Origin of the sequence: Pseudescherichia sp. (assembly GCF_031987975.1) — a bacterium.
Lineage (GTDB): Bacteria > Pseudomonadota > Gammaproteobacteria > Enterobacterales > Enterobacteriaceae > Pseudescherichia.
This window is the reverse complement of record NZ_DALZYX010000004.1, coordinates 101,025-123,990: the sequence shown is the minus strand read 5'-3', so window position 1 is coordinate 123,990 and position 22,966 is coordinate 101,025. Positions and strand designations below refer to the sequence as shown.

General features: G+C 56.9%; 23 protein-coding genes and 1 pseudogene. 13 read left to right on the top strand and 11 right to left on the bottom strand.

Annotated elements, in window-relative coordinates; genetic code table 11:
* Genes RTN40_RS08400 through RTN40_RS08390 form a run of 3 tightly spaced genes read right to left on the bottom strand, consistent with a single transcriptional unit; the run spans position 1 to position 2,647 of the window.
* The gene (locus tag RTN40_RS08400; protein ID WP_312228065.1) at positions 1-993 is read right to left on the bottom strand and encodes an alpha/beta hydrolase; all 993 of its coding nucleotides are present in this window, start codon (positions 991-993) and stop codon (positions 1-3) included.
* A gap of 20 nt (positions 994-1,013) precedes the next feature.
* On the bottom strand, positions 1,014-1,808 hold the full coding sequence (locus tag RTN40_RS08395) for an SDR family oxidoreductase (protein ID WP_312228064.1): 795 nt from the start codon (positions 1,806-1,808) through the stop codon (positions 1,014-1,016).
* Positions 1,809-1,852: 44 nt separating this feature from the next.
* A complete protein-coding gene (locus RTN40_RS08390) occupies positions 1,853-2,647 on the bottom strand; it encodes a LysR family transcriptional regulator (protein ID WP_312228265.1) in 795 nt (264 codons plus the stop codon).
* Between RTN40_RS08390 and RTN40_RS08385 the strand changes: the two are divergent.
* Positions 2,612-2,707: pseudogene (locus RTN40_RS08385) on the top strand (phenolic acid decarboxylase); the annotation flags it as partial. The gene RTN40_RS08390 and the pseudogene RTN40_RS08385 sit on opposite strands and share 36 nt — an antisense overlap.
* A 36-nt stretch (positions 2,708-2,743) precedes the next feature.
* On the opposite strand, the gene RTN40_RS08380 reads toward RTN40_RS08385, so the two are convergent.
* Complete coding sequence (locus tag RTN40_RS08380) at positions 2,744-3,805, bottom strand: AI-2E family transporter (RefSeq protein ID WP_312228063.1); 1,062 nt, start codon at positions 3,803-3,805, stop codon at positions 2,744-2,746.
* Between the two features lie 155 nt (positions 3,806-3,960).
* On the opposite strand from RTN40_RS08380, the gene RTN40_RS08375 reads away from it, so the two are divergent.
* Positions 3,961-5,169, top strand: coding sequence for an MFS transporter (locus RTN40_RS08375; protein WP_312228062.1), 1,209 nt, complete (start codon positions 3,961-3,963; stop codon positions 5,167-5,169).
* A 10-nt stretch (positions 5,170-5,179) separates the two neighbouring features.
* Here RTN40_RS08375 and RTN40_RS08370 read toward each other — a convergent pair whose 3' ends face one another.
* The gene (locus RTN40_RS08370; protein ID WP_312228061.1) at positions 5,180-5,737 is read right to left on the bottom strand and encodes a DcrB family lipoprotein; all 558 of its coding nucleotides are present in this window, start codon (positions 5,735-5,737) and stop codon (positions 5,180-5,182) included.
* A 72-nt stretch (positions 5,738-5,809) separates the two neighbouring features.
* On the bottom strand, positions 5,810-6,475 hold the full coding sequence (locus RTN40_RS08365; RefSeq protein WP_312228060.1) for a 7-cyano-7-deazaguanine/7-aminomethyl-7-deazaguanine transporter: 666 nt from the start codon (positions 6,473-6,475) through the stop codon (positions 5,810-5,812).
* A 167-nt stretch (positions 6,476-6,642) separates the two neighbouring features.
* On the opposite strand from RTN40_RS08365, the gene tusA reads away from it, so the two are divergent.
* The 4 genes from tusA to RTN40_RS08345 all read left to right on the top strand — a co-directional run bounded on the left by tusA (position 6,643) and on the right by RTN40_RS08345 (position 9,865).
* Entirely contained in the window at positions 6,643-6,888 is a 246-nt protein-coding gene (tusA, locus tag RTN40_RS08360; RefSeq protein WP_312228263.1) for a sulfurtransferase TusA, read from the top strand.
* Between the two features lie 175 nt (positions 6,889-7,063).
* Positions 7,064-8,035 carry a TRAP transporter substrate-binding protein gene (locus RTN40_RS08355; RefSeq protein ID WP_312228059.1) on the top strand — a complete coding sequence of 324 codons (972 nt, stop codon included), beginning with the start codon at positions 7,064-7,066 and terminating at the stop codon, positions 8,033-8,035.
* A 23-nt stretch (positions 8,036-8,058) separates the two neighbouring features.
* Positions 8,059-8,568 (top strand): TRAP transporter small permease, encoded by a 510-nt coding sequence (locus RTN40_RS08350; protein WP_312211834.1) that lies wholly within the window; start codon positions 8,059-8,061, stop codon positions 8,566-8,568.
* A 10-nt stretch (positions 8,569-8,578) separates the two neighbouring features.
* On the top strand, positions 8,579-9,865 hold the full coding sequence (locus RTN40_RS08345) for a TRAP transporter large permease (protein ID WP_312228058.1): 1,287 nt from the start codon (positions 8,579-8,581) through the stop codon (positions 9,863-9,865).
* A gap of 4 nt (positions 9,866-9,869) precedes the next feature.
* On the opposite strand, the gene zntA is transcribed toward RTN40_RS08345, so the two are convergent.
* From zntA to rsmD, 4 genes are all read right to left on the bottom strand, one after another.
* On the bottom strand, positions 9,870-12,056 hold the full coding sequence (gene zntA / locus RTN40_RS08340; RefSeq protein ID WP_312228057.1) for a Zn(II)/Cd(II)/Pb(II) translocating P-type ATPase ZntA: 2,187 nt from the start codon (positions 12,054-12,056) through the stop codon (positions 9,870-9,872).
* Positions 12,057-12,129: 73 nt separating this feature from the next.
* Positions 12,130-12,756: a lysoplasmalogenase gene (locus RTN40_RS08335; protein WP_312228056.1), complete on the bottom strand. Its 627-nt coding sequence runs from the start codon at positions 12,754-12,756 to the stop codon at positions 12,130-12,132.
* 103 nt (positions 12,757-12,859) lie between these two features.
* Positions 12,860-13,141: a DUF1145 family protein gene (locus tag RTN40_RS08330; RefSeq protein ID WP_312228055.1), complete on the bottom strand. Its 282-nt coding sequence runs from the start codon at positions 13,139-13,141 to the stop codon at positions 12,860-12,862.
* 1 nt (position 13,142) lies between these two features.
* Positions 13,143-13,727: a 16S rRNA (guanine(966)-N(2))-methyltransferase gene (gene rsmD / locus RTN40_RS08325; protein WP_312228054.1), complete on the bottom strand. Its 585-nt coding sequence runs from the start codon at positions 13,725-13,727 to the stop codon at positions 13,143-13,145.
* A gap of 203 nt (positions 13,728-13,930) precedes the next feature.
* Here rsmD and ftsY point away from each other — a divergent pair, with 203 nt between their 5' ends.
* From ftsY to livJ, 6 genes are all read left to right on the top strand, one after another.
* A complete protein-coding gene (gene ftsY / locus RTN40_RS08320; protein ID WP_312228053.1) occupies positions 13,931-15,397 on the top strand; it encodes a signal recognition particle-docking protein FtsY in 1,467 nt (488 codons plus the stop codon).
* A 2-nt stretch (positions 15,398-15,399) separates the two neighbouring features.
* A complete protein-coding gene (gene ftsE, locus RTN40_RS08315) occupies positions 15,400-16,068 on the top strand; it encodes a cell division ATP-binding protein FtsE (RefSeq protein ID WP_312211840.1) in 669 nt (222 codons plus the stop codon).
* Positions 16,061-17,116: a permease-like cell division protein FtsX gene (gene ftsX / locus RTN40_RS08310; protein WP_312228052.1), complete on the top strand. Its 1,056-nt coding sequence runs from the start codon at positions 16,061-16,063 to the stop codon at positions 17,114-17,116. The genes ftsE and ftsX overlap by 8 nt, the downstream gene beginning before the upstream one ends.
* 265 nt (positions 17,117-17,381) lie before the next feature.
* Positions 17,382-18,236, top strand: coding sequence for an RNA polymerase sigma factor RpoH (rpoH, locus tag RTN40_RS08305; RefSeq protein ID WP_103820369.1), 855 nt, complete (start codon positions 17,382-17,384; stop codon positions 18,234-18,236).
* Positions 18,237-18,374: 138 nt separating this feature from the next.
* Entirely contained in the window at positions 18,375-19,640 is a 1,266-nt protein-coding gene (locus RTN40_RS08300; RefSeq protein WP_312228051.1) for a 4-aminobutyrate--2-oxoglutarate transaminase, read from the top strand.
* Positions 19,641-19,836: 196 nt separating this feature from the next.
* Entirely contained in the window at positions 19,837-20,937 is a 1,101-nt protein-coding gene (gene livJ, locus RTN40_RS08295) for a branched chain amino acid ABC transporter substrate-binding protein LivJ (protein WP_312211843.1), read from the top strand.
* Between the two features lie 102 nt (positions 20,938-21,039).
* On the opposite strand, the gene panM is transcribed toward livJ, so the two are convergent.
* The gene (gene panM, locus RTN40_RS08290; RefSeq protein WP_312228050.1) at positions 21,040-21,426 is read right to left on the bottom strand and encodes an aspartate 1-decarboxylase autocleavage activator PanM; all 387 of its coding nucleotides are present in this window, start codon (positions 21,424-21,426) and stop codon (positions 21,040-21,042) included.
* Positions 21,427-21,854: 428 nt separating this feature from the next.
* Here panM and livK point away from each other — a divergent pair, with 428 nt between their 5' ends.
* Complete coding sequence (livK, locus tag RTN40_RS08285) at positions 21,855-22,964, top strand: high-affinity branched-chain amino acid ABC transporter substrate-binding protein LivK (protein ID WP_312228049.1); 1,110 nt, start codon at positions 21,855-21,857, stop codon at positions 22,962-22,964.
* Positions 22,965-22,966: the final 2 nt, after the last annotated feature.

The window sequence follows — 22,966 nt, the reverse complement described above, 5'->3', positions numbered from 1 at the left end:
TTACGACTGTAAATTCTTAAGCAACGCCTCATGGAAGCGTGCCGGATCTTCCATCTGCGGAGCGTGGCCCATGCCGTCAAACTCTACCAGGGTCGCATTCGGGATCTGCTTCGCCGCCTCTTTACCCAGCACCTGATAGTTACCCACGGCTTTTTTCACCTCCGGCGGCGCGGTATCGCTGCCTGGCGCCGTAGTATCGCCGGTACCGATAAACAGCGTCGTCGGCACACGTAGGTCTTTGAATTCATAGACTACCGGCTGGGTGGCGATCATGTCGTAAATGAGCGCAGAGTTCCACGCTACGCGCTCTTTACCCGGCCCGCTGCTCAGCCCGGCCAGCATATCCACCCACTTGTCATACTCCGGCTTCCAGTTGCCCATGTAGTAGGTCTTCTGCTCATAGGCTTTAATGCTCTGGGCGCTGGTTTTCAGCTCGCGCTGATACCACTCGTCAACGCTGCGGTAAGGCACGCCTTTGGCTTTCCAGTCCTCAAGGCCGATGGGGTTGACCATCACCAGCTTCTCAGTCTGCTGCGGGTACATCAGGGCATAGCGCGTGGCCAGCATTCCGCCGGTGGAGTGCCCCACGATGATCGCTTTTTCAATCCCCAGCGAAGCCAGTAGCTGATGGGTATTGTGCGCCAGCTGCTGGAAGCTGTACTGATAGCTGGCAGGCTTGGTAGAGGTGCAGAAGCCAATCTGATCCGGGGCGATGACGCGGTAGCCGGCATCGTGCAGAACGCGGATCGTCTCTTCCCAGGTGGCGGCACAGAAGTTTTTGCCGTGCAGCAGCACCACCGTATGGCCGTTGGGCTTATCCGCCTGAAGATCCATATAGCCCATGCTGAGCGGCTGCTTTTGCGACTGAAACGCAAACTTTTTCAGCTCCCACGGGTAGCTAAAACCTTCCAGGTGTTCACCGTACTCTGCTGCCGTTGCCGCACCGCTGAGGAGCAGGGCGGCCAGCACACAGCATGTGGTTCGCTTAAACATAACTTTTCTCCACGCTGCGCTTATACAATATCGTCCACCACACCACCGTCAACGCGCAGGGCTGCGCCGGAGGTGGCTGAGGCCTGGGTTGAGCAGACGTAGACCACCATATTGGCGACCTCATCCACCGTGGCGGCACGCTGGATCACCGAGGTAGGGCGGTTGGCTTTTACAAACTCGGTGGCCACCGTCTCCAGCGACTTGCCGGTTTTGTCTATCTCGCTCTGCATCATGGCGGCAAAGCCGTCAGAGAGGGTCGGACCTGGCAGAACGCTGTTGACCGTCACGCCGCTGCCCGCGACGTATTTTGCCAGCCCGCGGGCCAGTGAGAGCTGCGCCGTTTTGGTCACGCCGTAGTGGATCATGTCCGCTGGAATGTTGAGGGCCGATTCAGAAGAGATAAACACCACCCGGCCCCAACCCTTCTTCACCATACCCGGCAGCAGGGCGCGGGCCAGGCGAACGCCGGACATGACGTTGGTCTGCCAGTATTTATCCCATGTGGCATCGTCGGTGGCGTTAAAATCGGACGGGCCATAGATACCCGCATTGTTGACCAGAATATCTACGGACGATGCGGTTTTCAGTACCGATTCAACGCCCTCGACAGTGCTGAGATCGGCGATGGTGGCGCGTACCTCAACCCCCGGCACTGCCTGCTGCAGCTGCTGAATGCCCTGGTTCACGCTCTCCTGGCTGCGGCCGTTGAGGATCACTTCCGCACCGCTCTCCGCCAGCCCGCGCGCAATCGCCAAACCAATCCCGCCGGTAGAGGCCGTCACCAGCGCAACTTTTCCCGTCAAATCAATTTTCATCGCTTGCTCCCGTAGATGTCATTATCGAACGTTAAGCATAGACGCTACTTTGCGGAGGTCAGGAGTTTCAGTAGCGTCTTAACCTGCTCATCCAGGGGCATTAAGTCTTTCTTTACAATCAGGTGCAGCGGTGTGGCCCGGCGCACGCCGTGGCTAAGGGGCAGCATTTTTAAGATGCCAGCCTCCAGCTGCTCGCGGATCCGCTCTTCCGGTAGCCAGCCATATCCTACCTGGTACATCACCGCTTCAATAGCGGCATCAATGGTAGAAAAGGTCCAGGCTTCGCTGGTGGACTGCTGGGCACTGTCACTCCCGGCGATACGGATCAGCGGCCAGGCAGAGAGGGTCTCATGATTCATCGTACTCAGCGTAAAGAGCGGATGATCGCGATGGGCCACGGCGATGAAATCAACGTTCATCAGCCACTCCCCGCGTCCGGTCATATCCTGACGGCGTGGCAGGATCATAACGTCAGCTTCAGTGTGCGCAGGTAGGGCAACGTTTTCCTGGGCTTCGGTCAGGTGGACCTGGGTTTGGGGATAACATAGCTGAAACTGGCGCAAAATAGCGAACAGATGGCTGCGCGGAAAGATACTGTCGACCACTAAATCAAGGCGGGTGCGCATACCGTTACGCATTGTAGACGCACGCGTTTCGACATAGGAAAAAGCCTTCAGCAGAGGCTTAACCTGTTGTAACAGCAGCTCTCCGGCAGGGGTAAGTACGGCTCTGCGTCCTTCGGGTACCAGCAGGGCCACGCCCAAACGCTCCTGCAAAAGTGCCAGGTTGTAGCTGACTGAGGACTGGCTTTTGTGCGCGACTGCGGCGCAAATAACGATAGCGTCATCGCCTGTGCGGCCAGCGAGCTGCCAGAGAACTTCCCGGAAAACCTGAGATAAGCTAACCGGGAGCAGGCAGCTGCTGGCGTTCACGCACTACCCCGGCAATCGACTTTTTGGCCGTCCTGGACCAAGCAGGATGGCCAGCTTGCTGCCGCCTTTGGTGGTCTCCATCCAGATTTTGCACACGCTGGTGAGCGGTACCGAGAGCAGCATGCCCACCGGTCCCAGCAGCCATCCCCACACCAGCAGTGAGAGGAACACCACCAGCGTTGACATCCCCAGCCGATGGCCCATCATGCGCGGCTCGAGAATATTGCCCAGCACCATATGCACCACCAGGAAGAGCGCGCCGACCATGACAAACTCATAGAAGCCGTTGAACAGCAGCGCCTGGATCATCGGCGGTATCGCCGAGAGCACGGAGCCGATATTGGGCACGTAGTTCAGCAGAAACGCCAGCACACCCCACATCAGGGCGAACTGCACGTCCAGCAGCATCAGCCCCAGCCAGATAATCACCCCGGTCCACAGGCTGATAAGCGTCTTAAGCGCCAGATAGTGCGACACCCCTTTCAACGCCCGATGCAGACCCGCGATGTGGATCTGCGGATTATTTAACGCAAAGCGCAGTTTGTAAGGTACATGGCGAACCTCAAACAGCATAAACACTACCGTCATCACCAGCAGAACGATACTGGCCATCGCGTTGGAGAGCTGAGCCATCAGGGTGGTAGCGAAGGTCATCATCTTGTCGGAGTCCATGCGTTGCAGCATACGCTCCGGCGAGAAATGCAAATTCAAGAAGGGCAGCGCCTCCTGCAGGGCGACGATTTTACGCGTCAGCTCGCGATTATATTTTGGTAAGAGAGTGACAAATTCGTTTGTTGAGGCGGCGAGGACGCCAAACAGTGCGGTAAGTACGACAAGCATCACCACCACGACAATCGTAATAGCGATAGGGCGCTTAATACCGCGACGTAAAAACCAGGTGACCAGAGGATTGAGTACGATGGCAAAGAAGAGCGCCAGCAGAAGCTGGACGATAATATCCGCCGCCGCATGGATGCCCGCCAAAATAATGACCAGCGCGGCCATTTTGACAAGGATGTGCAGTCCTGCTTTATCACCGGATTTTTCAGGCAATACGTTGAGCATGTTGAATTCCTTTTATCGCTGTGCACGTTAAGTGTAGTGCCTTGTTCGGGCTTCGCTTAAGGCCGATAATCTTATTGTTAATGCTGATTTTCACGCCTCGTCGTGTTAATAGTGAAACACTCCTGTAACGAACCGCTGTAAAACTGGTGAGCTTAATGCCTGAACCCGTCGCCGACCCGGCGCTAAGCGGAGTGCGCCTCAATCTGCGCATTGTCTCCGTAGTGATCTTTAACTTCGCAAGCTACTTGACGATAGGTCTGCCGCTGGCTGTGCTGCCAGGCTATGTCCACGACGTTATGGGCTTTAGCGCTTTCTGGGCGGGGCTGGTGATCAGCCTGCAATATTTCGCCACCCTCCTGAGCCGCCCCCATGCCGGGCGCTATGCCGACGCGTTGGGACCGAAAAAGATCGTGCTCTTTGGCCTGTGTGGCTGTTTTCTCAGCGGTGTGGGCTATCTACTGGCCAGCCTTGGCAGCGGTCTGCCCATCGTCAGCCTGGTCCTGCTCTGCATAGGAAGGGCGATCCTCGGCATTGGTCAGAGCTTCGCCGGCACCGGCTCGACGCTGTGGGGAGTAGGTACGGTAGGGTCATTGCATATCGGCAAGGTGATCTCCTGGAACGGTATTGCCTCCTATGGGGCAATGGCGCTCGGTGCACCGCTGGGCGTGCTCTGCTTTCACTATGTTGGCCTGACCGGCCTGGCGCTCACCGTGATGGCCGTGGCGCTGGTGGCGTTTCTCTTTGCCCTGACTCGTCCGGCGGTGAAGGTGAGCAAAGGCAAGCCGCTGCCGTTTCGCGACGTGCTGGGGCGCATCTGGCTCTACGGGATGGCACTGGCGCTCGGCTCCGCCGGGTTTGGCGTCATCGCCACCTTTATTACGCTTTTCTATGATGCCAAAGGCTGGGACGGCGCGGCCTTTGCTCTGACCCTCTTTAGCTGCGCCTTTATCGGCACGCGACTCTTCTTCCCTAACGGCATCAGCCGGTTAGGCGGCCTGAACGTGGCGCTGATCTGCTTTGCGGTCGAGACGCTGGGATTGATGCTTACCGGCCTCGCCTCTGCGCCGTGGATGGCGAAGGTGGGCGTACTGCTGGCAGGGGCAGGCTTCTCGCTGGTCTTCCCGGCGCTCGGTGTCGTGGCGGTTAAAGCGGTGCCGCAGCAGAACCAGGGCGCGGCGCTGGCGACCTATACGGTGTTTATGGATCTGGCTCTCGGCGTAACCGGACCGGCGGCCGGGCTGCTGATGGCATGGATGGGCGTCTCGTCAATCTATATCGCGGCGGCGGGGCTGGTGGCGGTGGCATTACTTCTGACGCTGAAGTTAAAAAAACGGCCTCCGCTGGAGACCGTTTCAGAGGTATAAGATGTGACGATCAGTTAATCACGATGGTGTTGATAATATTCTCTGCCGCGCTCTGCGCCTGCTGCTGGTTTTCCGCTGGCAGCGTAACCTGAATGGTCAGCAGCTTATTATCAACCTTGCCCAGCACCACGGAGGACCATGCGGTCTGGCCTTTCGCGGAGATGATGCTGTCCAGCTGCTGCAGCGTGTGGCCTTTGACCTCGATGGATTTATTAGTCACAACCTGCAGCTGCGGATCGCGGCTGCGCTGCTGATCTTCCAGTCGTTTTGCCAGCACCGGCAGCTCTTCATTGGTGTTATCTCCGACAATGACAATCACCGCTTTCTGGCCGGTGGCGTCAGAGTAAACGTGCATATTGTTTGCCTGGGTACCCAGCTTGCCGCTCTGATCGCTCATGTCAGCAGGCAGGGAGAAGGTCACCTTGCCGTCCAGCAGGGTCACCGGCTGGCCGGTCGCGTTGCTCTCCGGTGCAGCACCCTGAGCAGGCGTTTTCGTGTCGTTGTTATCACAGGCCGCCAGCCCTAACACCAGCAGGCCAATCCCGACGTACTTAACCAGATTGCGCATTGACTTCTTCCTTTCGATAAACGGCCAAAACGGCTCATAGGCCCATCTTATCACAAGTTAAGAAGCGTACCTTTAACTGGCCGGCAACGCGGAAATTTCAGATTTATCCGCCAGCCTTTTCAGGCACATATTGAGCAATACGCCATACATCGGCAGGAAGAACAGGATGCTGATAAGCACCTTGAAGCTATAGTCTACCAGCGCGATTTCGGTCCAGTGTTGAGCCATAAACGCATCCGGGCTACGCCAGAAGGCGATAAAGAAGAAGGCAACGGTATCACTGGCGTTACCGAATATAGTGGAGACGGTTGGTGCGAGCCACCAGCGGCGATTCTGGCGCAGACGGTTGAAGACGCGCACGTCAAGGATCTGCCCCAGCGTGTAGGCCATAAAGCTCGCAGCGGCGATGCGGGCGACAAACAGGTTAAAATGCGCCAGTGCGCCAAAGCCCTGCCAGCTGCCCATATAAAACAGCGACGAGACAATATAAGAGATAATCAGCGCCGGGATCATCACTGCAAAAATAATCCGCCGGGCGAGCGGTGCGCCAAAAATACGCACGGTCAGGTCGGTGGCGAGGAAAATAAACGGAAAGCTAAACGCGCCCCAGGTGGTATGGAAACCAAACACCGAGATCGGCAGCTGCACCAAATAGTTGCTGGAGGTGATCACCAGCAGGTGAAAAAGCGATAGCCAGAACAGCGCTTTTGTGCGCTGAGTTTGAGAAAACTGCGTCATATTGTGACCTTTTTATGAGTTGGGGTGAGGGAACCCAATAAAATCCGCCGCATCATACTGCTTTCACTACGCTTTGCAATGGTTAATAGTCACGCAATCGTTAACCTGGTTTGCTTTGTGGTAATCGCGGCGTAAACTACAGCGGTTTTTGACTGTGTGAGATGAAAATGACCGACCTTTTCTCCAGCCCCGACCATACCCTTGATGCGCAAGGGCTGCGCTGCCCGGAACCCGTGATGATGGTGCGCAAAACTGTACGCACCATGCAAATCGGAGAAACGTTGCTGATTATTGCCGACGATCCCGCTACTACGCGCGACATTCCCGGTTTTTGCCGCTTTATGGAGCACGAGCTGGTGGCCCAACAAATTGAGGCGTTACCTTATCGCTACCTGCTGCGCAAAGGGCAATAAAGCGCTGCGTTATAGGCTATTCGAACTACCGTTGTCACATAATTGAACCATCGTTTCACAATCTTGTTACTTTTGTGAGGCGCTTCACCTTGGTTTTTCCAGGCGTAGTGTAGTTTTTAAGCGTAAAAATAAAACGCTGTTCTGGCGCTTACCTCACTACCCTGGAGTTGACTCAATGAAAACGACCCTCAAGCCGTTGTTAGCCGCTCTGTGCCTCACTGCTTTTGCCTCCTCAGTTGCTGCGCAAACCATTAAAGCTGCCGACGTTCATCCCCAGGGCTATCCCAACGTGGTGGCCGTGGAGCAGATGGGCGAAAAGCTAAAACAGCAAACCGATGGCAAGCTGGAGATTAAAGTCTTCCCCGGCGGCGTGCTCGGGGATGAAAAGCAGATGATTGAGCAGGCGCAGATGGGGGCCATCGACATGATCCGCGTCTCCATGGCACCCGTCGCGGCGATCCTGCCGGACATCGAAGTCTTTACGCTGCCCTACGTCTTCCGCGATGAAGACCACATGCATAAGATTATCGATGGCGATATCGGTAAAAGCATTGGCGATAAACTTACTGCCAACCCGAAATCCCGGCTGGTATTCCTCGGCTGGATGGATTCCGGTACCCGCAACCTGATCACCAAAGATCCCATCGTTAAACCGGAAGATTTGAAAGGCAAGAAGATCCGCGTGCAGGGTAGCCCGGTAGCGTTAGCCACGCTGAAAGATATGGGCGCTAACTCGGTAGCGATGGGCGTTAGCGAGGTTTACAGCGGAATGCAAACCGGCGTCATCGACGGCGCAGAGAATAACCCGCCGACCTTCGTGGCGCATAACTACATGCCGGTGGCAAAAAACTACACCCTCAGTGGCCACTTTATCACTCCGGAAATGCTGCTCTACTCCAAAGTGAAATGGGACAAGCTCAGTGCTGACGAGCAGAAGAAGATCCTGACCCTGGCTCGCGAAGCGCAATTTGAACAGCGTAAGCTGTGGCAGGCCTATAACCAGCAGGCGCTCGACAAGATGAAGGCGGGCGGGGTTCAGTTCCATGACATCGACAAAACGGTCTTTATCAAAGCGACAGAGCCGGTGCGCGCCCAGTATGGTGATAAGCATCAGGATCTGATGAAAGCCATCGCTGACGTCCAGTAAACCTGACCTGTTGTGGAGGACGTATGTCCCAACTCTACCTGAAGTGGATGGACCGTCTGTACCTGCTCGCCATGGCCGTGGCGGGCCTGTCGCTGCTGGTGATGACTATCGTGATCCCGATTGGCATCTTCTCGCGCTACGTGCTCAACCGCGGCGAGTCCTGGCCGGAGCCAATCGCCATTATCTGCATGGTGACCTTTACCTTTATCGGGGCCGCGGTGAGCTACCGCGCCGGGTCACATATCGCGGTCAACATGCTTACCGATCGGCTGCCCGATTCGCTCAAAGCCCTGTGCGCCAGGCTGGTGGATCTGCTGATGCTGGGGATCTCGCTGCTGATTTTCTGGTACAGCTACCTGCTGTGCGTTGAGCTGTGGGAGCAGCCCGTCGCCGAGTTTCCCATTTTGACTTCAGGGGAGAGCTACCTGCCGCTGCCGCTCGGGTCGGCGATCCTGATCCTGTTTGTGCTTGAACGCCTGCTGTTTGGTTCGCAGGAAAACCGTCCGGTCGTACTGATCGGCAACCATGGTTAAGGGGTGAAAGATGGATGCGTTTGTTTTGTTATTCACCCTCGCCATTTTGCTGGCGCTGGGGATGCCGGTGGCCTTCGCCGTCGGATTAAGCGCCGTGGCCGGTGCGCTGTGGATCGACCTGCCTCTTGAGGCGCTGATGATCCAGATCACCAGCGGGGTGAACAAGTTTACCCTGCTGGCGATCCCGTTCTTTATCCTGGCGGGGGCGATCATGGCGGAAGGCGGCATTGCGCGGCGGCTGGTAAACTTTGCCTATATTTTTGTCGGCTTTATTCGCGGCGGCCTGTCGCTGGTGAATATCGTCGCCTCAACCTTTTTCGGCGCGATCTCCGGCTCGTCGGTAGCGGACACGGCCTCTATCGGCAGCGTGATGATCCCGGAGATGGAGAAGAAGGGCTACCCACGTGAGTACGCAGCGGCAGTGACCGCCAGCGGCTCGGTGCAGGCCATTCTCATCCCACCCAGCCATAACTCGGTGATCTACTCTTTGGCGGCGGGGGGTACGGTCTCCATCGCTACGCTGTTTATCGCTGGCGTACTGCCGGGGTTACTGCTCGGAGTAAGCCTGATGGTGCTCTGTTTGGGGTTTGCCCGCAAACGTGGCTACCCGAAAGGCGAACGGATCCCGTTTAAACAGGCGCTGAAAATCCTGCTTGATGCCATGTGGGGACTGATGACGGTGGTGATCATTCTCGGCGGCATTCTGTCGGGGATCTTTACCGCCACCGAGTCAGCGGCGGTCGCCTGCCTGTGGGCGTTCTTTGTCACGATGTTTATCTACCGCGACTACAAGTGGAACGAGCTGCCGAAGCTGATGTGCCGCACGGTGAAGACCGTCACCATCGTGATGATCCTGATCGGCTTTGCTGCAGCCTTTGGTGCGGTGATGACCTACATGCAGCTGCCGATGCGTATCACCGAGTTCTTTACCTCGCTGTCGGATAACAAGTACGTCATTCTGATGTATCTCAACATTATGCTGCTGCTGATCGGCACCCTGATGGATATGGCTCCGATCATCCTGATCCTGACCCCGGTGCTGTTGCCAGTGACCAACTCATTAGGGATCGATCCGGTGCACTTCGGTATGATCATGATGGTCAACCTCGGGATCGGGCTGATCACGCCGCCGGTAGGCTCGGTGCTGTTTGTCGCCAGCGCGGTGAGCAAGCAGAAGATCGAAACGGTAGTGAAGGCAATGCTGCCGTTTTACGCAATGCTGCTGGTGGTGCTGGGCATGGTGACCTATATCCCGGCCATTTCGCTCTGGCTACCGAGGCTATTAGGAATGCAGTAGTTTTTCACCGCCTGCGTAATAACCGTAATGCGTTCGCCGTCACCAGCACCGTTGCGCCGGTGTCGGCGAGCACCGCCAGCCAAAGTCCGGTGATCCCCAGCAGGGTGGTCACCAGGAACACCGCCTTCAGCCCTAGCGCAATGGCAATGTTCTGCCGAATGTTGGCGTGCGTTGCCCGTGCCAGGGTAATCATCTCTGCCAGCCCGCTTAGCCTACTGTGAGTCAATGCCGCATCGGCGGTCTCCAGCGCCACGTCGGTGCCGCTGCCCATCGCAATACCGATGGTCGCTGCCTTCATTGCCGGAGCATCGTTAATGCCGTCCCCAACCATCGCCAGCGGGGTGTGCGTATTCAATGCGGTTACCGCCGACACCTTATCTGCTGGCAGCAGCCCGGCTTTAAACTCAAGCCCCAGCTCGCGGGCTACCGCCGCTGCCGCACGCGGATTATCACCCGTGAGGATCGTCCCCTGTACGCCCAGTCGATGCAGGGCGGCAACGGCCTCTTTAGCGTCCTCACGCAGCGTGTCCCGCAGAGCCAACAGGCCTTTTAACGCGCCATCTTCAACCACGGCGATCACCGTCTGCCCGGCGGCTTCCAGCTTGTGAATGCGCTCGCTAAATTCGGCGTCAGGAAACTTATCCGCTGCACAAATCACGATCTTTTTACCCTCAACGTCGGCTTCAATACCCGACCCCACCAGCGCGCGCTGCGCCGTGGCGGCCGGTATCACCATCCCTCGAGACTCGGCTTCCCGCACAATGGCCTGCGCCAGCGGGTGGGTGGAACCCTGCTCAACCGCGGCGGCCAGCGTCAGCAGTTCGTTCTCTGTGGTTGCATGAGGATAAATTCCTGTAACCTGCGGTTTACCCAGCGTCAGGGTGCCAGTTTTATCGAAGGCGATATGCCGTACGCGCCCAAGCTGCTCCAGCGCTGCGCCGCCTTTAATCAGTGCGCCCCGGCGTGCCGCGGCCGCCATTCCGGAAGCGATCGCCGCTGGGGTGGAGATCACCAGCGCGCATGGGCAGCCGATGAGCAGCAGCGTCAGCCCCTTGTAGATCCAGCCTTCCCACGCTGCGCTAAAGAGCAGCGGTGGCACAGTCGCCACCAGCAGGGCGATGAGCATAACGATCGGGGTATAGATCCGGCTGAAGCGATCGATAAAGCGTTCGACGGGAGCACGGCGCTCCTCGGCCTCTTCGATCAGCCTGAGGATGCGGTCGATGGCGCTATCGCCCGGCTCTGACAGCACCTTCAGCTGAACCATGCGATCTACGCTAGTAGCGCCGGCAGGCACTTTTTCCCCTGCGGCGCGCGCCACGGGGATGGATTCGCCAGTGATGGCGCTCTCATCAAAACTGGCGTCAGCGCTAAGCAGTGCGCCATCGGCAGGCAGGCGGCCTCCGGCGGCGACCTCAATCACATCACCGGGACGCAGCGCGCCTATCGCCACGGTTTTACGCTCGCCGTTGACGACCAGAGTAGCGGTCTCTGGCTTAAGCGCCACCAGCGCGCTGACTCCCTTCCGCGCCCGGCTGGCGGCCCAGCCTTCAAGACGCTCGCCGACTAAAAATAGCAGCAGCACCATCGCCGCCTCTGCCGTTGCGCCGATAAACAGCGCCCCGATGGCCGCCACGCTCATCAACGTCTCAATGGCAAACCAGCTGCCGCTTCGCATCAGGCGCAGCGCCTGGCGGGCGATAGGGTAGAGGCCAACAAGAGTGGTGGCGATAAAGGCCAGATTACCGAGCGGATGGTTGACCTGCTCCAGCGCCCAGCTTAGCGCCATCATGATAATCAGCGTGATGATCGGCAGGTTTTCCTGCAGGAAGGACGTTTTCTCTGCCGGGGCCGTCACGCTGCGCAGGGAGTAACCGGCATTTTTGACCGCGGCCTCTACCTGCGTGCTGACGTTGCCCGAGGCGTTAACCAGCAGTTTCTCGGTGGCGAAAAGCACCTGAACCTGTTCAACCCCGGCAACCTGTCTCACCGCGTTCTCTACTTTGCGCGCGCAGGCGGCGCAGTCCATGCCGTTAACGATCCAGCTGTAACGATCGCCATGAGCGGGAAGGGGGGTGACACGCTGCGTCTCGCACTCTGCCTCGCAGCAGCAATCCTCTTTGACCGGGGCAGGGGTGAGCTTAAACGCCGTAAACTGCGGTGCTTTTTTGGGCTTTTCAGGAACAGACATGATGTCCTCCGGTCAATGATAATTTTCTCATTAACCGGAGGATACACTCTGGAGTCGACTCCAGAGTCAAGCGTTAAAGATAGAGAGAGCGAACAATCAGGAAGTGACCAGCAAAATAGCAGGCGCTGGAGATAGCGCTGTCTGCCCTGAAGCGGCGGCGATAGTGACTGCCCAGCCAGACGATGTTACTCAGCAGCAGCAGAGCTGCACCGACAAACGCCGACAGCGCCGGACTGGTGGGACGGAAGAACCACAGCTCGCCTGCCAGCCAAACCATCACCAGCGTCATGGCGATAAAGGTGCAGATAGGCCAGCGCAGCTCCTCAAGGCGCGTCCAGACGGTGGCAATTAGCAGAACGCCAATCGCCAGCAGCACCAGCGGCAGCGGCCAGAAGAAGCTGAGGGTCATCTGGCTGGCGAAGTAGATGGTGTAGAGCAGATGGGCAAGGAAGAACGCCCCGATGGCGTAGAGCATCTGTTGACGCGGCAGCAGGGTCAGCGCATCGCCCACCAGAGTTGCGCACAGACCGGCCAGTACCAGATAGCTGACGGCGTTAAACATCGGTGCCTGCCAGGCCAGCAGCAACAGCAGCAGCAGCGTGACGGGTTTAAAGACCCAGCGTTGCCATGCTGGCCCGCGATAGGAGGCATCTACGTAAAGCCAGGCGGAAAAACAGACGGCGATAAACGACCAGAGCATCTTAATTCCTTGAATTTGTTACTGTCTCGTGGGCTTTACGCCCACACCCTTGCTATTCAGTGTAGTGGCCGTTGCGGGCAGATGACAATGCTGGCCCGCGAGATTACTTCTTCTTCTGAAGATTCTGCTTAAGCCTTTTCTGCCACACCAGCAGCTCAAAGACGCCAAACAGAAAGATGCGCCACTGCTCGGCGGCGGTCATTTGCGGGCCATCCTTTGGCAGGGCGGTTTTCATCATCACCATCTGCAGGGCATGCATAAAGGCAGTGAAGACCAGCGCCACGTTGACGAAGATATTCAGCGGACGCGGGAAGGGGTGGATCAGATTGAAGATCAGAAACGCCCAGACGCACAGCATTAGAACTCGGCCCAGATTAATCAGCATGTTACGCTCCTTGTATGTGTCGATGGTATAGGCGGTAGGCGACCTGTCCGGCTATCTTTTCACGGTGCAGGTCCCAGTGCGTCGGCACCGGTGGCAGCCCATTTTCTACTTCGCTCTCTACATAGATTAGCGCGTCATCCGCCAGCCAGCCGTTATTTTCCAGCAGCCGCAGCGTCTCATCGAGCAAGCCTTTACGAAACGGCGGATCGACAAAGACGATATCATGCGGGGTCCCACTCTGGTTAAGGAACGCGAGAGTGTTGTCGTTAACCACCTTGCCCTGGGTGGCATTCAGCGTCGCCAGGTTCTGCTGCAGCTGACGGGCCACGCCGCGCTCCATCTCTATTAGCGTTGCGGAAGCGGCGTAGCGCGACAGCGCCTCCAGGCCCAACGCGCCGCTGCCAGCGAAGCAGTCGAGGCAGTGGGCGTCTACCATTGAGGGGGCCAGCCAGTTAAACAGGGTCTCTCTGACGCGATCCGTCGTTGGCCGCAGGCCGGGGCTGTCCGGCACCGGAAGTTTTCGGCCACGCCACTGGCCGCCAATGATACGTATCTGGCCGCTGGCGGCTCGGTTGGGTTTTTTCATAATGCTGGCTCTGGTCACGATTTTTAGGCCGCTATTTTAGCGGCGGGCGACGCTGGACGAAACCTTAATCCGCAGGCGGTGCTGTGGAATCAGGAAAGTGTTAGACTAACGAATTACTTACACATTTTTCAGCCCCTGTTTGCGACTATCTTTAGGACAATACGGGCTGTGCCATGAATTAACCGCGAGGAGTGTAGTCGCAAATGGCAAAAGAGAAAAAACGGGGTTTCCTCTCCTGGCTGGGCTTAGGCCCAAAAGAGGAGCCGCAGCAGGCAGAGCCAGAGCAGCAGGTTGAGCAGCAGCCGGAAGAGCAGATCCAGCAGCAGGCGGCGGTTGTCACTGAAAAAGAAACGCAAACGGAAGCAGAAGCGAAAGCGGAGCATGCGCCGCATAGCGAAGCCGAGTCAGAAGCCTTTGCCGCCGATGTCGTCGAGGTGACGGAGCAGGTTGCTGCCAGGGAAGAGGTTCAGGAGACCGCGCCGGAAGAGGTTCCGGAGGAGCCTGCGCTGCCGCAGGAAGCGCCTCTGCACGCGCAACCGCCGGTCTACATTGCCGAGGAAGAGCTGCCGCAGGCGGAAGAAGTTGCTCTCGTCGAGCCGGAACCGGAAGAGTGGTTAACGGAAGAAGATCAGCGTGAGGTCACCGACGAGGAGCTGGAGGCCGCTGCGCTCTCTACCCCTGCGGAAGAGGAGATCGCCCTTGAGGAGGAGCCTGTCGAGGTCGCGCCTCTGGAGCAGGAAAAACCCACCAAAGAGGGTTTCTTTGCGCGCCTGAAACGCAGCCTGCTGAAAACGAAAGAGAATCTCGGTTCCGGATTTATCAGTCTTTTCCGCGGCAAAAAAATCGATGATGATCTGTTCGAAGAGCTGGAAGAGCAGCTGCTGGTGGCGGACGTTGGCGTCGAGACGACGCGTAAAATTATCGCCACGCTGACCGAGAGCGCCAGCCGCAAACAGCTGCACGATGCCGAGGCTCTCTACGGCCTGCTGAAGGCGGAGATGGGTGATATCCTCGCAAAAGTTGACGCGCCGCTTAATATTGAAGGCAAAACGCCGTTTGTTATTCTGATGGTTGGCGTTAACGGCGTGGGGAAAACCACGACTATCGGTAAGCTGGCCCGTCAGTTTGAACAGCAGGGTAAGTCGGTGATGCTGGCGGCGGGTGATACCTTCCGTGCGGCAGCGGTTGAGCAGCTGCAGGTGTGGGGCCAGCGCAACAACATTCCGGTGATTGCCCAGCACACCGGCGCGGACTCTGCCTCGGTGATTTTTGACGCCATCCAGGCGGCGAAGTCGCGCGGCATCGACGTGCTGATCGCCGATACCGCCGGGCGCTTGCAGAATAAAGCGCACCTGATGGAAGAGCTGAAAAAGATTGTCCGGGTGATGAAAAAGCTGGACGTCGACGCGCCGCATGAAGTGATGCTGACCATTGACGCCAGCACCGGGCAGAATGCAGTAAGCCAGACCCGTCTGTTTAACGAGGCGGTAGGCCTGACGGGGATCACTCTGACCAAGCTGGATGGTACGGCGAAGGGTGGGGTGATCTTCTCCGTCGCCGACCAGTTCGGGATCCCTATCCGGTATATCGGGACTGGCGAGCGTATAGAGGACTTGCGTCCGTTTAATGCGGGCGATTTTATAGAGGCACTTTTTGCCCGAGAGGATTAACAATGATTCGCTTTGAACACGTCAGCAAGGCCTATCTCGGTGGGAGACAAGCGCTGCAGGGGGTGACGTTCCACCTGCAGCAGGGCGAGATGGCATTTCTGACCGGCCACTCTGGCGCAGGGAAAAGTACGTTGCTCAAGCTGATCTGTGGTATTGAGCGGCCAAGCGCCGGGAAAATCTTCTTTGGCGGCCATGATATTAGCCGCCTGAAGAATCGTGAAGTGCCGTTTTTGCGTCGGCAGATCGGCATGATTTTCCAGGATCACCATCTGTTGATGGACCGAACGGTTTACGACAACGTGGCTATCCCGCTGATTATTGCCGGGGCCAGCGGGGATGATATTCGTCGCCGCGTCTCTGCGGCGCTGGATAAGGTCGGGCTGCTGGACAAAGCGAAAAATTTTCCGATTCAACTCTCCGGCGGTGAGCAGCAGCGCGTGGGTATCGCCCGCGCCGTGGTTAACAAGCCGGCGGTGCTGCTGGCGGATGAACCGACCGGTAACCTTGATGAGGCGCTTTCGGAAGGCATTCTGCGCCTGTTCGAGGAGTTCAACCGCGTCGGGGTCACCGTACTGATGGCGACGCATGACATCGGACTGATTTCCCGTCGTTCATATCGTACGCTGAGCCTGAGCGACGGACATTTGCATGGAGGCCTGACGGGTGAATAAACGCGACGCAGTAAATCAAATTCGCCAGTTTGGCGGCAGATTCGACCGTTTCCGCAAGCCTGGCGCAGGTGCGGGTGGCAACCGCCCCCCGTCAGGACGCAGCAGGACACCGCCTAAGCCCGGCTCGCGTAAAACAAACGTCTTTAATGAGCAGATGCGCTATGCGTTTAGCGGTGCGATTCAGGATCTCAAAAGCAAGCCGTTGGCGACCTTCCTGACGGTGATGGTGATTGCCATCTCCCTTACGCTGCCCAGCGTCTGCTATATGGTCTATAAGAACGTCAATCAGGCGGCGACCCAGTACTATCCGTCGCCGCAGATCACCGTCTACTTTGATAAGGCGCTGGATGATAACGCCGCCCAGCAGGTGGTCGGCCAGCTGCAGTCGGAGCAGGGGGTTGAGAAGGTCAACTATCTCTCCCGCGAGGACGCCCTCGGCGAGTTCCGTAACTGGTCCGGGTTTGGCGGCGCGCTGGATATGCTGGAAGAGAACCCGCTTCCTGCCGTTGCGGTGGTGGTGCCCAAGCTCGATTTTCAGAGCACCGAGTCGCTGAATACCCTGCGGGATCGTATTACCCGGATTAACGGTATTGATGAAGTGCGCATGGACGACAGCTGGTTTGCTCGCCTGACGGCACTGACCGGGCTGGTGGGCCGGGTATCAGCGATGATCGGCATTCTGATGGTGGCCGCCGTGTTCCTGGTGATCGGCAACAGTGTGCGCCTGAGCATCTTTGCCCGCCGCGATACCATTAATGTGCAGAAGCTGATTGGCGCAACTGACGGTTTCATACTGCGCCCGTTCCTTTACGGCGGAGCGCTGCTGGGCTTTAGCGGGGCGCTGATGTCGCTGATCCTCTCAGAGGTGCTGGTGATGCGGCTCTCCGCCGCCGTGACTGACGTGGCGAAGGTATTTGGCACCCAGTTCAATCTCGACGGCCTGTCGTTTGATGAGTGCCTGCTGCTGCTGCTGGTCTGCTCAATGATCGGCTGGCTAGCCGCCTGGCTGGCAACGGTGCAACATTTACGTCACTTTACGCCTGACTAAGCGATTTTTTGATATACTCTTTTCCTGCACCAGATGTCTTGCAGGGAAAGAGTCCCTGTTATCTCTTCTCCCCTGCGTCTGTTTTTATCAACGATGTGTCACAATTTGTGCGTAATCTATTCACAAGATGGCATTGAACTTGTGGATAAAATCACTGTCTGATAAAAATGTGGATGATATTCTCGTTGCTCACAATCGCTGGCATGTTTGTTGCCTTATCCAGGGACGAACTGCCGCCAGTAAGAAGTTTATTGAGAGGATTTGAATGACCAAAGAAATGCAAACTTTAGCTTTAGCCCCTGTTGGTAACCTGGAGTCTTACATCCGGGCCGCTAACGCTTGGCCGATGTTAACGGCTGATGAAGAGCGGGCGCTGGCTGAAAAGCTGCATTACCAGGGCGATCTGGAAGCAGCTAAAACGCTGATCCTGTCCCACCTGCGCTTTGTTGTTCATATTGCTCGTAACTACTCGGGCTATGGCCTGCCGCAGGCGGACCTGATCCAGGAAGGTAATATCGGTCTGATGAAGGCCGTGCGTCGCTTCAACCCGGAAGTAGGCGTGCGTCTGGTCTCGTTCGCGGTGCACTGGATCAAAGCCGAAATTCACGAATACGTGCTGCGTAACTGGCGTATTGTGAAGGTTGCCACCACGAAAGCGCAGCGTAAGCTGTTCTTTAACCTGCGTAAAACCAAGCAGCGTCTGGGCTGGTTCAACCAGGACGAAGTCGAAATGGTTGCACGCGAGCTGGGCGTCTCCAGTAAAGACGTGCGCGAGATGGAGTCCCGTATGGCCGCGCAGGACATGACCTTCGATATGTCCTCCGACGATGAGTCCGATAGCCAGCCGATGGCACCGGTGCTCTATCTGCAGGATAAATCGTCTAACTTTGCTGACGGCATTGAAGACGATAACTGGGAAGAGCAGGCGGCAAACCGCCTGACCGATGCGATGCAGGGTCTTGACGAGCGTAGCCAGGCGATCATTCGCGCCCGCTGGCTGGACGAAGATAACAAGTCCACGCTGCAGGAGCTGGCCGACCAGTACGGCGTCTCTGCCGAGCGTGTACGTCAGCTTGAAAAGAACGCGATGAAAAAGCTGCGCGCGGCAATCGAAGCGTAATTTCCGCGAAGCAACCTGCTGATACCCCTGGATGAAAGTCCGGGGGTTTTGTTTTTTTAGCGCCTGCTCTGGCGAATTTTTAGCCCCTGGCAAACACTTACAGATGCGCTACGCATGGGTATTTCTCAGGGGGACAGGATGAAAAATAACGAACTACATGAACGCCGCTTACAGGCGACACCGCGCGGCATCGGCGTAATGTGTAACTTCTTCGCTGACAGAGCGGAGAACGCCACGCTATGGGACGTGGAGGGTAACGAGGTAATCGACTTCGCTGCCGGGATCGCGGTGCTGAATACCGGCCATCGCCATCCGAAGATCATATCGGCAGTGGAGAATCAGCTCCTGGCCTTTACCCATACGGCGTATCAGATTGTGCCCTACGAGAGCTATGTGACGCTGGCGGAGAAAATTAATGCCCGCGTGCCGGTCGAAGGGCCAGCAAAAACTGCCTTCTTCTCCACCGGCGCGGAAGCAGTAGAGAATGCGATTAAAATTGCTCGCGCCTACACCAAACGCCCCGGCGTCATTGCCTTTGGCGGCGGCTTTCATGGCCGAACCTCAATGACGATGGCGCTGACCGGTAAGGTCGCGCCCTACAAAATTGGCTTTGGCCCTTTTCCCGGATCGATCTTTCACGCCCAGTATCCCAATGCGGTACATGACGTCTCCACCCAGGATGCCCTGAAGAGTCTCGAGCGCATCTTTAAAGCCGATATCGCCCCGGACCAGGTGGCGGCTATCCTGCTGGAGCCGGTACAGGGTGAAGGCGGCTTTGTCATCGCGCCCGACGACTTTATGCAGGGCGTGCGTAAGCTCTGCGACCAGCACGGGATCCTGCTCATCGCTGATGAGGTTCAGAGCGGCTATGCCCGCACCGGTAAGCTTTTTGCGATGGAGCACTACAGCGTGAAGCCGGATCTGATCACCATGGCCAAGAGTCTCGCGGGCGGCCTGCCGCTGTCGGCGGTCTCTGGTCGTGCCGAGGTGATGGATGCCCCCGCACCGGGTGGGCTGGGTGGCACCTACGCCGGTAACCCGCTGGCGATCGCTTCCGCGCTGGCGGTGCTGGAAGTCATTGAAGAGGAGCAGCTTTGCGAGCGCTCCCGCGTGCTGGGAGACGCGCTGGTGGCGGAGCTGAATAAAGCGAAAGCGGACTGCCCGTACATTGCCGACGTGCGCGCATTGGGTTCGATGGTTGCCGTGGAGTTTATCGATCCGCAGACCGACGAACCGTCACCGGCCTTTACCCAGAAGGTGCAGGCCCACGCGCTGGAGGCGGGCCTGCTGCTGCTCAGCTGCGGCGTCTACGGCAACGTCATCCGCTTCCTCTATCCGCTCACCATTCCCGATGCGCAGTTCCGCCGTGCACTGGATATCCTCTCCCGCTCGCTGACGCAGTAATCCTCCGCCCGGTGGCATACGACTGCCGGGCATACACTATTAACATTTCAAAATATCTATTCCCAAAAGATAAAAATGGGGTATGTTTTAGCAGAGTGTGCTGAAAAGGCGCGCACAGCAGACGCATATATGAAATAAAGCGCCATAAAACAACATCACAACAAACGTTACAACCAGAACAATGGGGAATCTCAGGATGAAAATGAAGGGTAAAGCGTTACTGGCAGGATGTATCGCGCTGGCATTCAGCACCATGGCACAGGCAGACATTAAAGTGGCCGTGGTGGGCGCGATGTCCGGTCCGGTTGCGCAGTATGGCGATCAGGAGTTTACCGGCGCGGAACAAGCCGTTGCAGACATCAATGCGAAAGGCGGTATCAAAGGCGAAAAACTGCAAATTGTAAAATACGATGACGCCTGTGACCCGAAACAGGCCGTTGCGGTGGCAAACAAGGTAATTAACGATGGCATCAAATACGTTATCGGTCACCTCTGCTCCTCCTCCACCCAGCCGGCTTCTGATATCTATGAAGACGAAGGCATTCTGATGATCACCCCAGCGGCAACAGCTCCGGAGCTGACCGCCCGTGGTTATAAACTGGTGCTGCGTACTACCGGTCTCGACTCCGATCAGGGACCGACCGCTGCGAAATACATTCTGGAAAAGGTCAAACCGCAGCGTATCGCCATCGTTCATGACAAACAGCAGTATGGTGAAGGCCTGGCCCGCGCCGTGCAGGATAACCTGAAAAAGGGCAACGCTAACGTGGTCTTCTTTGACGGTATCACCGCCGGTGAGAAAGATTTTTCCACGCTGGTAGCTCGCCTGAAGAAAGAGAACATCGACTTCGTTTACTACGGCGGTTACCACCCGGAGATGGGGCAGATCCTGCGTCAGGCTCGCGCCGCAGGCCTGAAAACCCAGTTTATGGGTCCGGAAGGGGTAGCGAACGTATCGCTCTCTAACATCGCTGGCGAATCTGCCGAGGGTATGCTGGTGACCAAGCCGAAGAACTACGATCAGGTTCCGGCAAACAAACCGGTTGTGGATGCGATCAAGGCGAAGAAACAGGATCCGAGCGGCGCGTTCGTGTGGACTACCTACGCCGCGCTGCAATCCCTGCAGGCTGGCCTGAATCAGTCCGACGATCCGGCGGAAATTGCCACCTGGCTGAAAGCCAACTCCGTGGATACCGTGATGGGTCCGCTGTCATGGGATGAGAAGGGTGACCTGAAAGGCTTCGAGTTCGGCGTGTTTACCTGGCATGCCAATGGTACAGCCACGGATGCTAAATAGTTTATGTATACGCCGGGTGGCGGCTAACGCCTTACCCGGCCTACGTCACTGAAGGCATGTAGGCCCGGTAAGCGCTAGCGCCACCGGGCTTTTTTATGGCCGCTACAGCCGCTTTTCCCAGCCGTCCTGCTGCGGGCGAAAGCCCAGCGCCTGGGTAAAGGCTGCCATGACGCTGCGGTCCTCGACGCCGACGTCTGCTATCCACCAGCGGGTCACCTGCGGATTACGCGCCATCGCCTCTTCAATCAAATACTGCCCCACGCCACGACGGCGGGTCACATCCCGCACGCGCAGAGAATCCAGCGCCCCCTCGCTGCCGCTAAGCGTCACGCGCACTGCCGCCAGCAGTCGCTCATTAAAGCGGGCAGCGTAGATCGGGTGCGTATCGTCAACGTTTAACGACGATGCGGAGTACTCCGGCCAAATTTTAGCTAAATCAATGCGATCCTGGTCGCTAAACGTGTCTAAACGGATGATGGTCAGTTTCATTCACTGCGGGTCCAAATCTCAAAAGATGGCAGCAGTGTACTCAATTTCATTAGCCAGACGCTTTCACTTTTTAATCACGTGGATCAGGTGAATACTTTTAACGCAGCCGCTGAAGCAGTTTTAAACATCAGGGATCGAAAAACAGGCAGTTTTTTTCTCTAATGAGTGGTGATTTATTCCGCTCTTTGTCCCATTATTTTATGCTGACAGACGCGCTTTTTTTTGTTTATCTCTGCATAAATACAGAATATTATCTCTGCTTAATAGCCTGAAAAATAGAGTATTTAATCAGGTTTTACGGTAAAAACTGCGCTAAACCATTAAGCATGCTGGTAAAAATAGCGTTGTTTAATAAAAGTACAGAATGCTTTTTAACCATAATAAAACAAAATATATACACGTCACGACGGTAATGGGGATTTCAGGTTATGAAAAGGAACGCGAAGACGTTGATCGCGGGCGCGATTGCACTGGCGGTGTCATATAGCGCGTCGGCTGCCGATATTAAAGTCGCCGTAGTCGGCGCGATGTCCGGGCCGGTTGCTCAGTGGGGTGACATGGAGTTCAACGGCGCACGCCAGGCCATTAAAGACATCAACGCTAAGGGCGGCATTAAAGGCGACAAGCTGGTTGCCGTTGAGTATGACGACGCCTGCGATCCGAAACAGGCCGTGGCGGTAGCGAATAAAATCGTTAATGACGGTATTCAATATGTGATCGGCCACCTCTGCTCATCATCAACCCAGCCCGCGTCTGATATTTATGAAGATGAAGGCATTCTGATGATCTCTCCAGGCGCAACTAACCCGGAGCTGACCGCACGCGGCTACAAATACATTATGCGTACCGCCGGGCTGGACTCGTCGCAGGGACCGACCGCAGCGAAATACATTCTGGAGAAGGTGAAACCGCAGCGTATCGCCATCATTCATGATAAACAGCAGTACGGTGAAGGGCTGGCTCGCTCCGTGCAGGATGGCCTGAAAAAGGGCAACGCGAACGTCGTCTTCTTCGACGGTATCACCGCCGGTGAGAAAGACTTCTCGGCGCTGATCTCCCGACTGCAGAAAGAGAATATCGACTTCGTCTACTACGGCGGCTACTACCCGGAGATGGGGCAGATGCTGCGCCAGGCGCGAGCCAACGGCCTGAAGACCCAGTTTATGGGACCGGAAGGGGTAGGCAATGCGTCCCTCTCCAATATCGCGGGTAGTGCAGGCGAGGGATTGCTGGTCACGATGCCAAAACGCTATGACCAGGATCCGGCTAACGGCGCTATCGTAGAGGCGCTTAAGGCTGAAAAGAAAGATCCTTCAGGCCCTTACGTCTGGATCACCTACGCCGCCGTGCAGTCGCTGGCGACGGCGCTTGAGCGGTCCGGCAGCGCCGATCCGCTGGCACTCGCAACAGATTTAAAATCTCACGGGGCAAATACCGTGATTGGGCCGCTGAACTGGGATGAAAAAGGCGATTTGAAGGGATTTGAGTTCGGTGTCTTTGAATGGCATGCCGATGGTTCGTCTTCGGTAGCTAAGTAAAT

Coding starts and splice junctions, on each gene's coding strand:
- livJ (WP_312211843.1), top strand. CDS start 19,837: ATGAAAATGAAGGGTAAAGCGTTACTGGCAGGATGTATCGCGCTGGCA.
- RTN40_RS08300 (WP_312228051.1), top strand. CDS start 18,375: ATGAAAAATAACGAACTACATGAACGCCGCTTACAGGCGACACCGCGC.
- tusA (WP_312228263.1), top strand. CDS start 6,643: ATGACCGACCTTTTCTCCAGCCCCGACCATACCCTTGATGCGCAAGGG.
- ftsY (WP_312228053.1), top strand. CDS start 13,931: ATGGCAAAAGAGAAAAAACGGGGTTTCCTCTCCTGGCTGGGCTTAGGC.
- RTN40_RS08365 (WP_312228060.1), bottom strand. CDS start 6,475: ATGACGCAGTTTTCTCAAACTCAGCGCACAAAAGCGCTGTTCTGGCTA.
- RTN40_RS08395 (WP_312228064.1), bottom strand. CDS start 1,808: ATGAAAATTGATTTGACGGGAAAAGTTGCGCTGGTGACGGCCTCTACC.
- livK (WP_312228049.1), top strand. CDS start 21,855: ATGAAAAGGAACGCGAAGACGTTGATCGCGGGCGCGATTGCACTGGCG.
- RTN40_RS08375 (WP_312228062.1), top strand. CDS start 3,961: ATGCCTGAACCCGTCGCCGACCCGGCGCTAAGCGGAGTGCGCCTCAAT.
- rsmD (WP_312228054.1), bottom strand. CDS start 13,727: ATGAAAAAACCCAACCGAGCCGCCAGCGGCCAGATACGTATCATTGGC.
- RTN40_RS08350 (WP_312211834.1), top strand. CDS start 8,059: ATGTCCCAACTCTACCTGAAGTGGATGGACCGTCTGTACCTGCTCGCC.
- RTN40_RS08345 (WP_312228058.1), top strand. CDS start 8,579: ATGGATGCGTTTGTTTTGTTATTCACCCTCGCCATTTTGCTGGCGCTG.
- RTN40_RS08370 (WP_312228061.1), bottom strand. CDS start 5,737: ATGCGCAATCTGGTTAAGTACGTCGGGATTGGCCTGCTGGTGTTAGGG.
- zntA (WP_312228057.1), bottom strand. CDS start 12,056: ATGTCTGTTCCTGAAAAGCCCAAAAAAGCACCGCAGTTTACGGCGTTT.
- panM (WP_312228050.1), bottom strand. CDS start 21,426: ATGAAACTGACCATCATCCGTTTAGACACGTTTAGCGACCAGGATCGC.
- RTN40_RS08380 (WP_312228063.1), bottom strand. CDS start 3,805: ATGCTCAACGTATTGCCTGAAAAATCCGGTGATAAAGCAGGACTGCAC.
- RTN40_RS08330 (WP_312228055.1), bottom strand. CDS start 13,141: ATGCTGATTAATCTGGGCCGAGTTCTAATGCTGTGCGTCTGGGCGTTT.
- rpoH (WP_103820369.1), top strand. CDS start 17,382: ATGACCAAAGAAATGCAAACTTTAGCTTTAGCCCCTGTTGGTAACCTG.
- RTN40_RS08355 (WP_312228059.1), top strand. CDS start 7,064: ATGAAAACGACCCTCAAGCCGTTGTTAGCCGCTCTGTGCCTCACTGCT.
- RTN40_RS08400 (WP_312228065.1), bottom strand. CDS start 993: ATGTTTAAGCGAACCACATGCTGTGTGCTGGCCGCCCTGCTCCTCAGC.
- RTN40_RS08335 (WP_312228056.1), bottom strand. CDS start 12,756: ATGCTCTGGTCGTTTATCGCCGTCTGTTTTTCCGCCTGGCTTTACGTA.
- ftsE (WP_312211840.1), top strand. CDS start 15,400: ATGATTCGCTTTGAACACGTCAGCAAGGCCTATCTCGGTGGGAGACAA.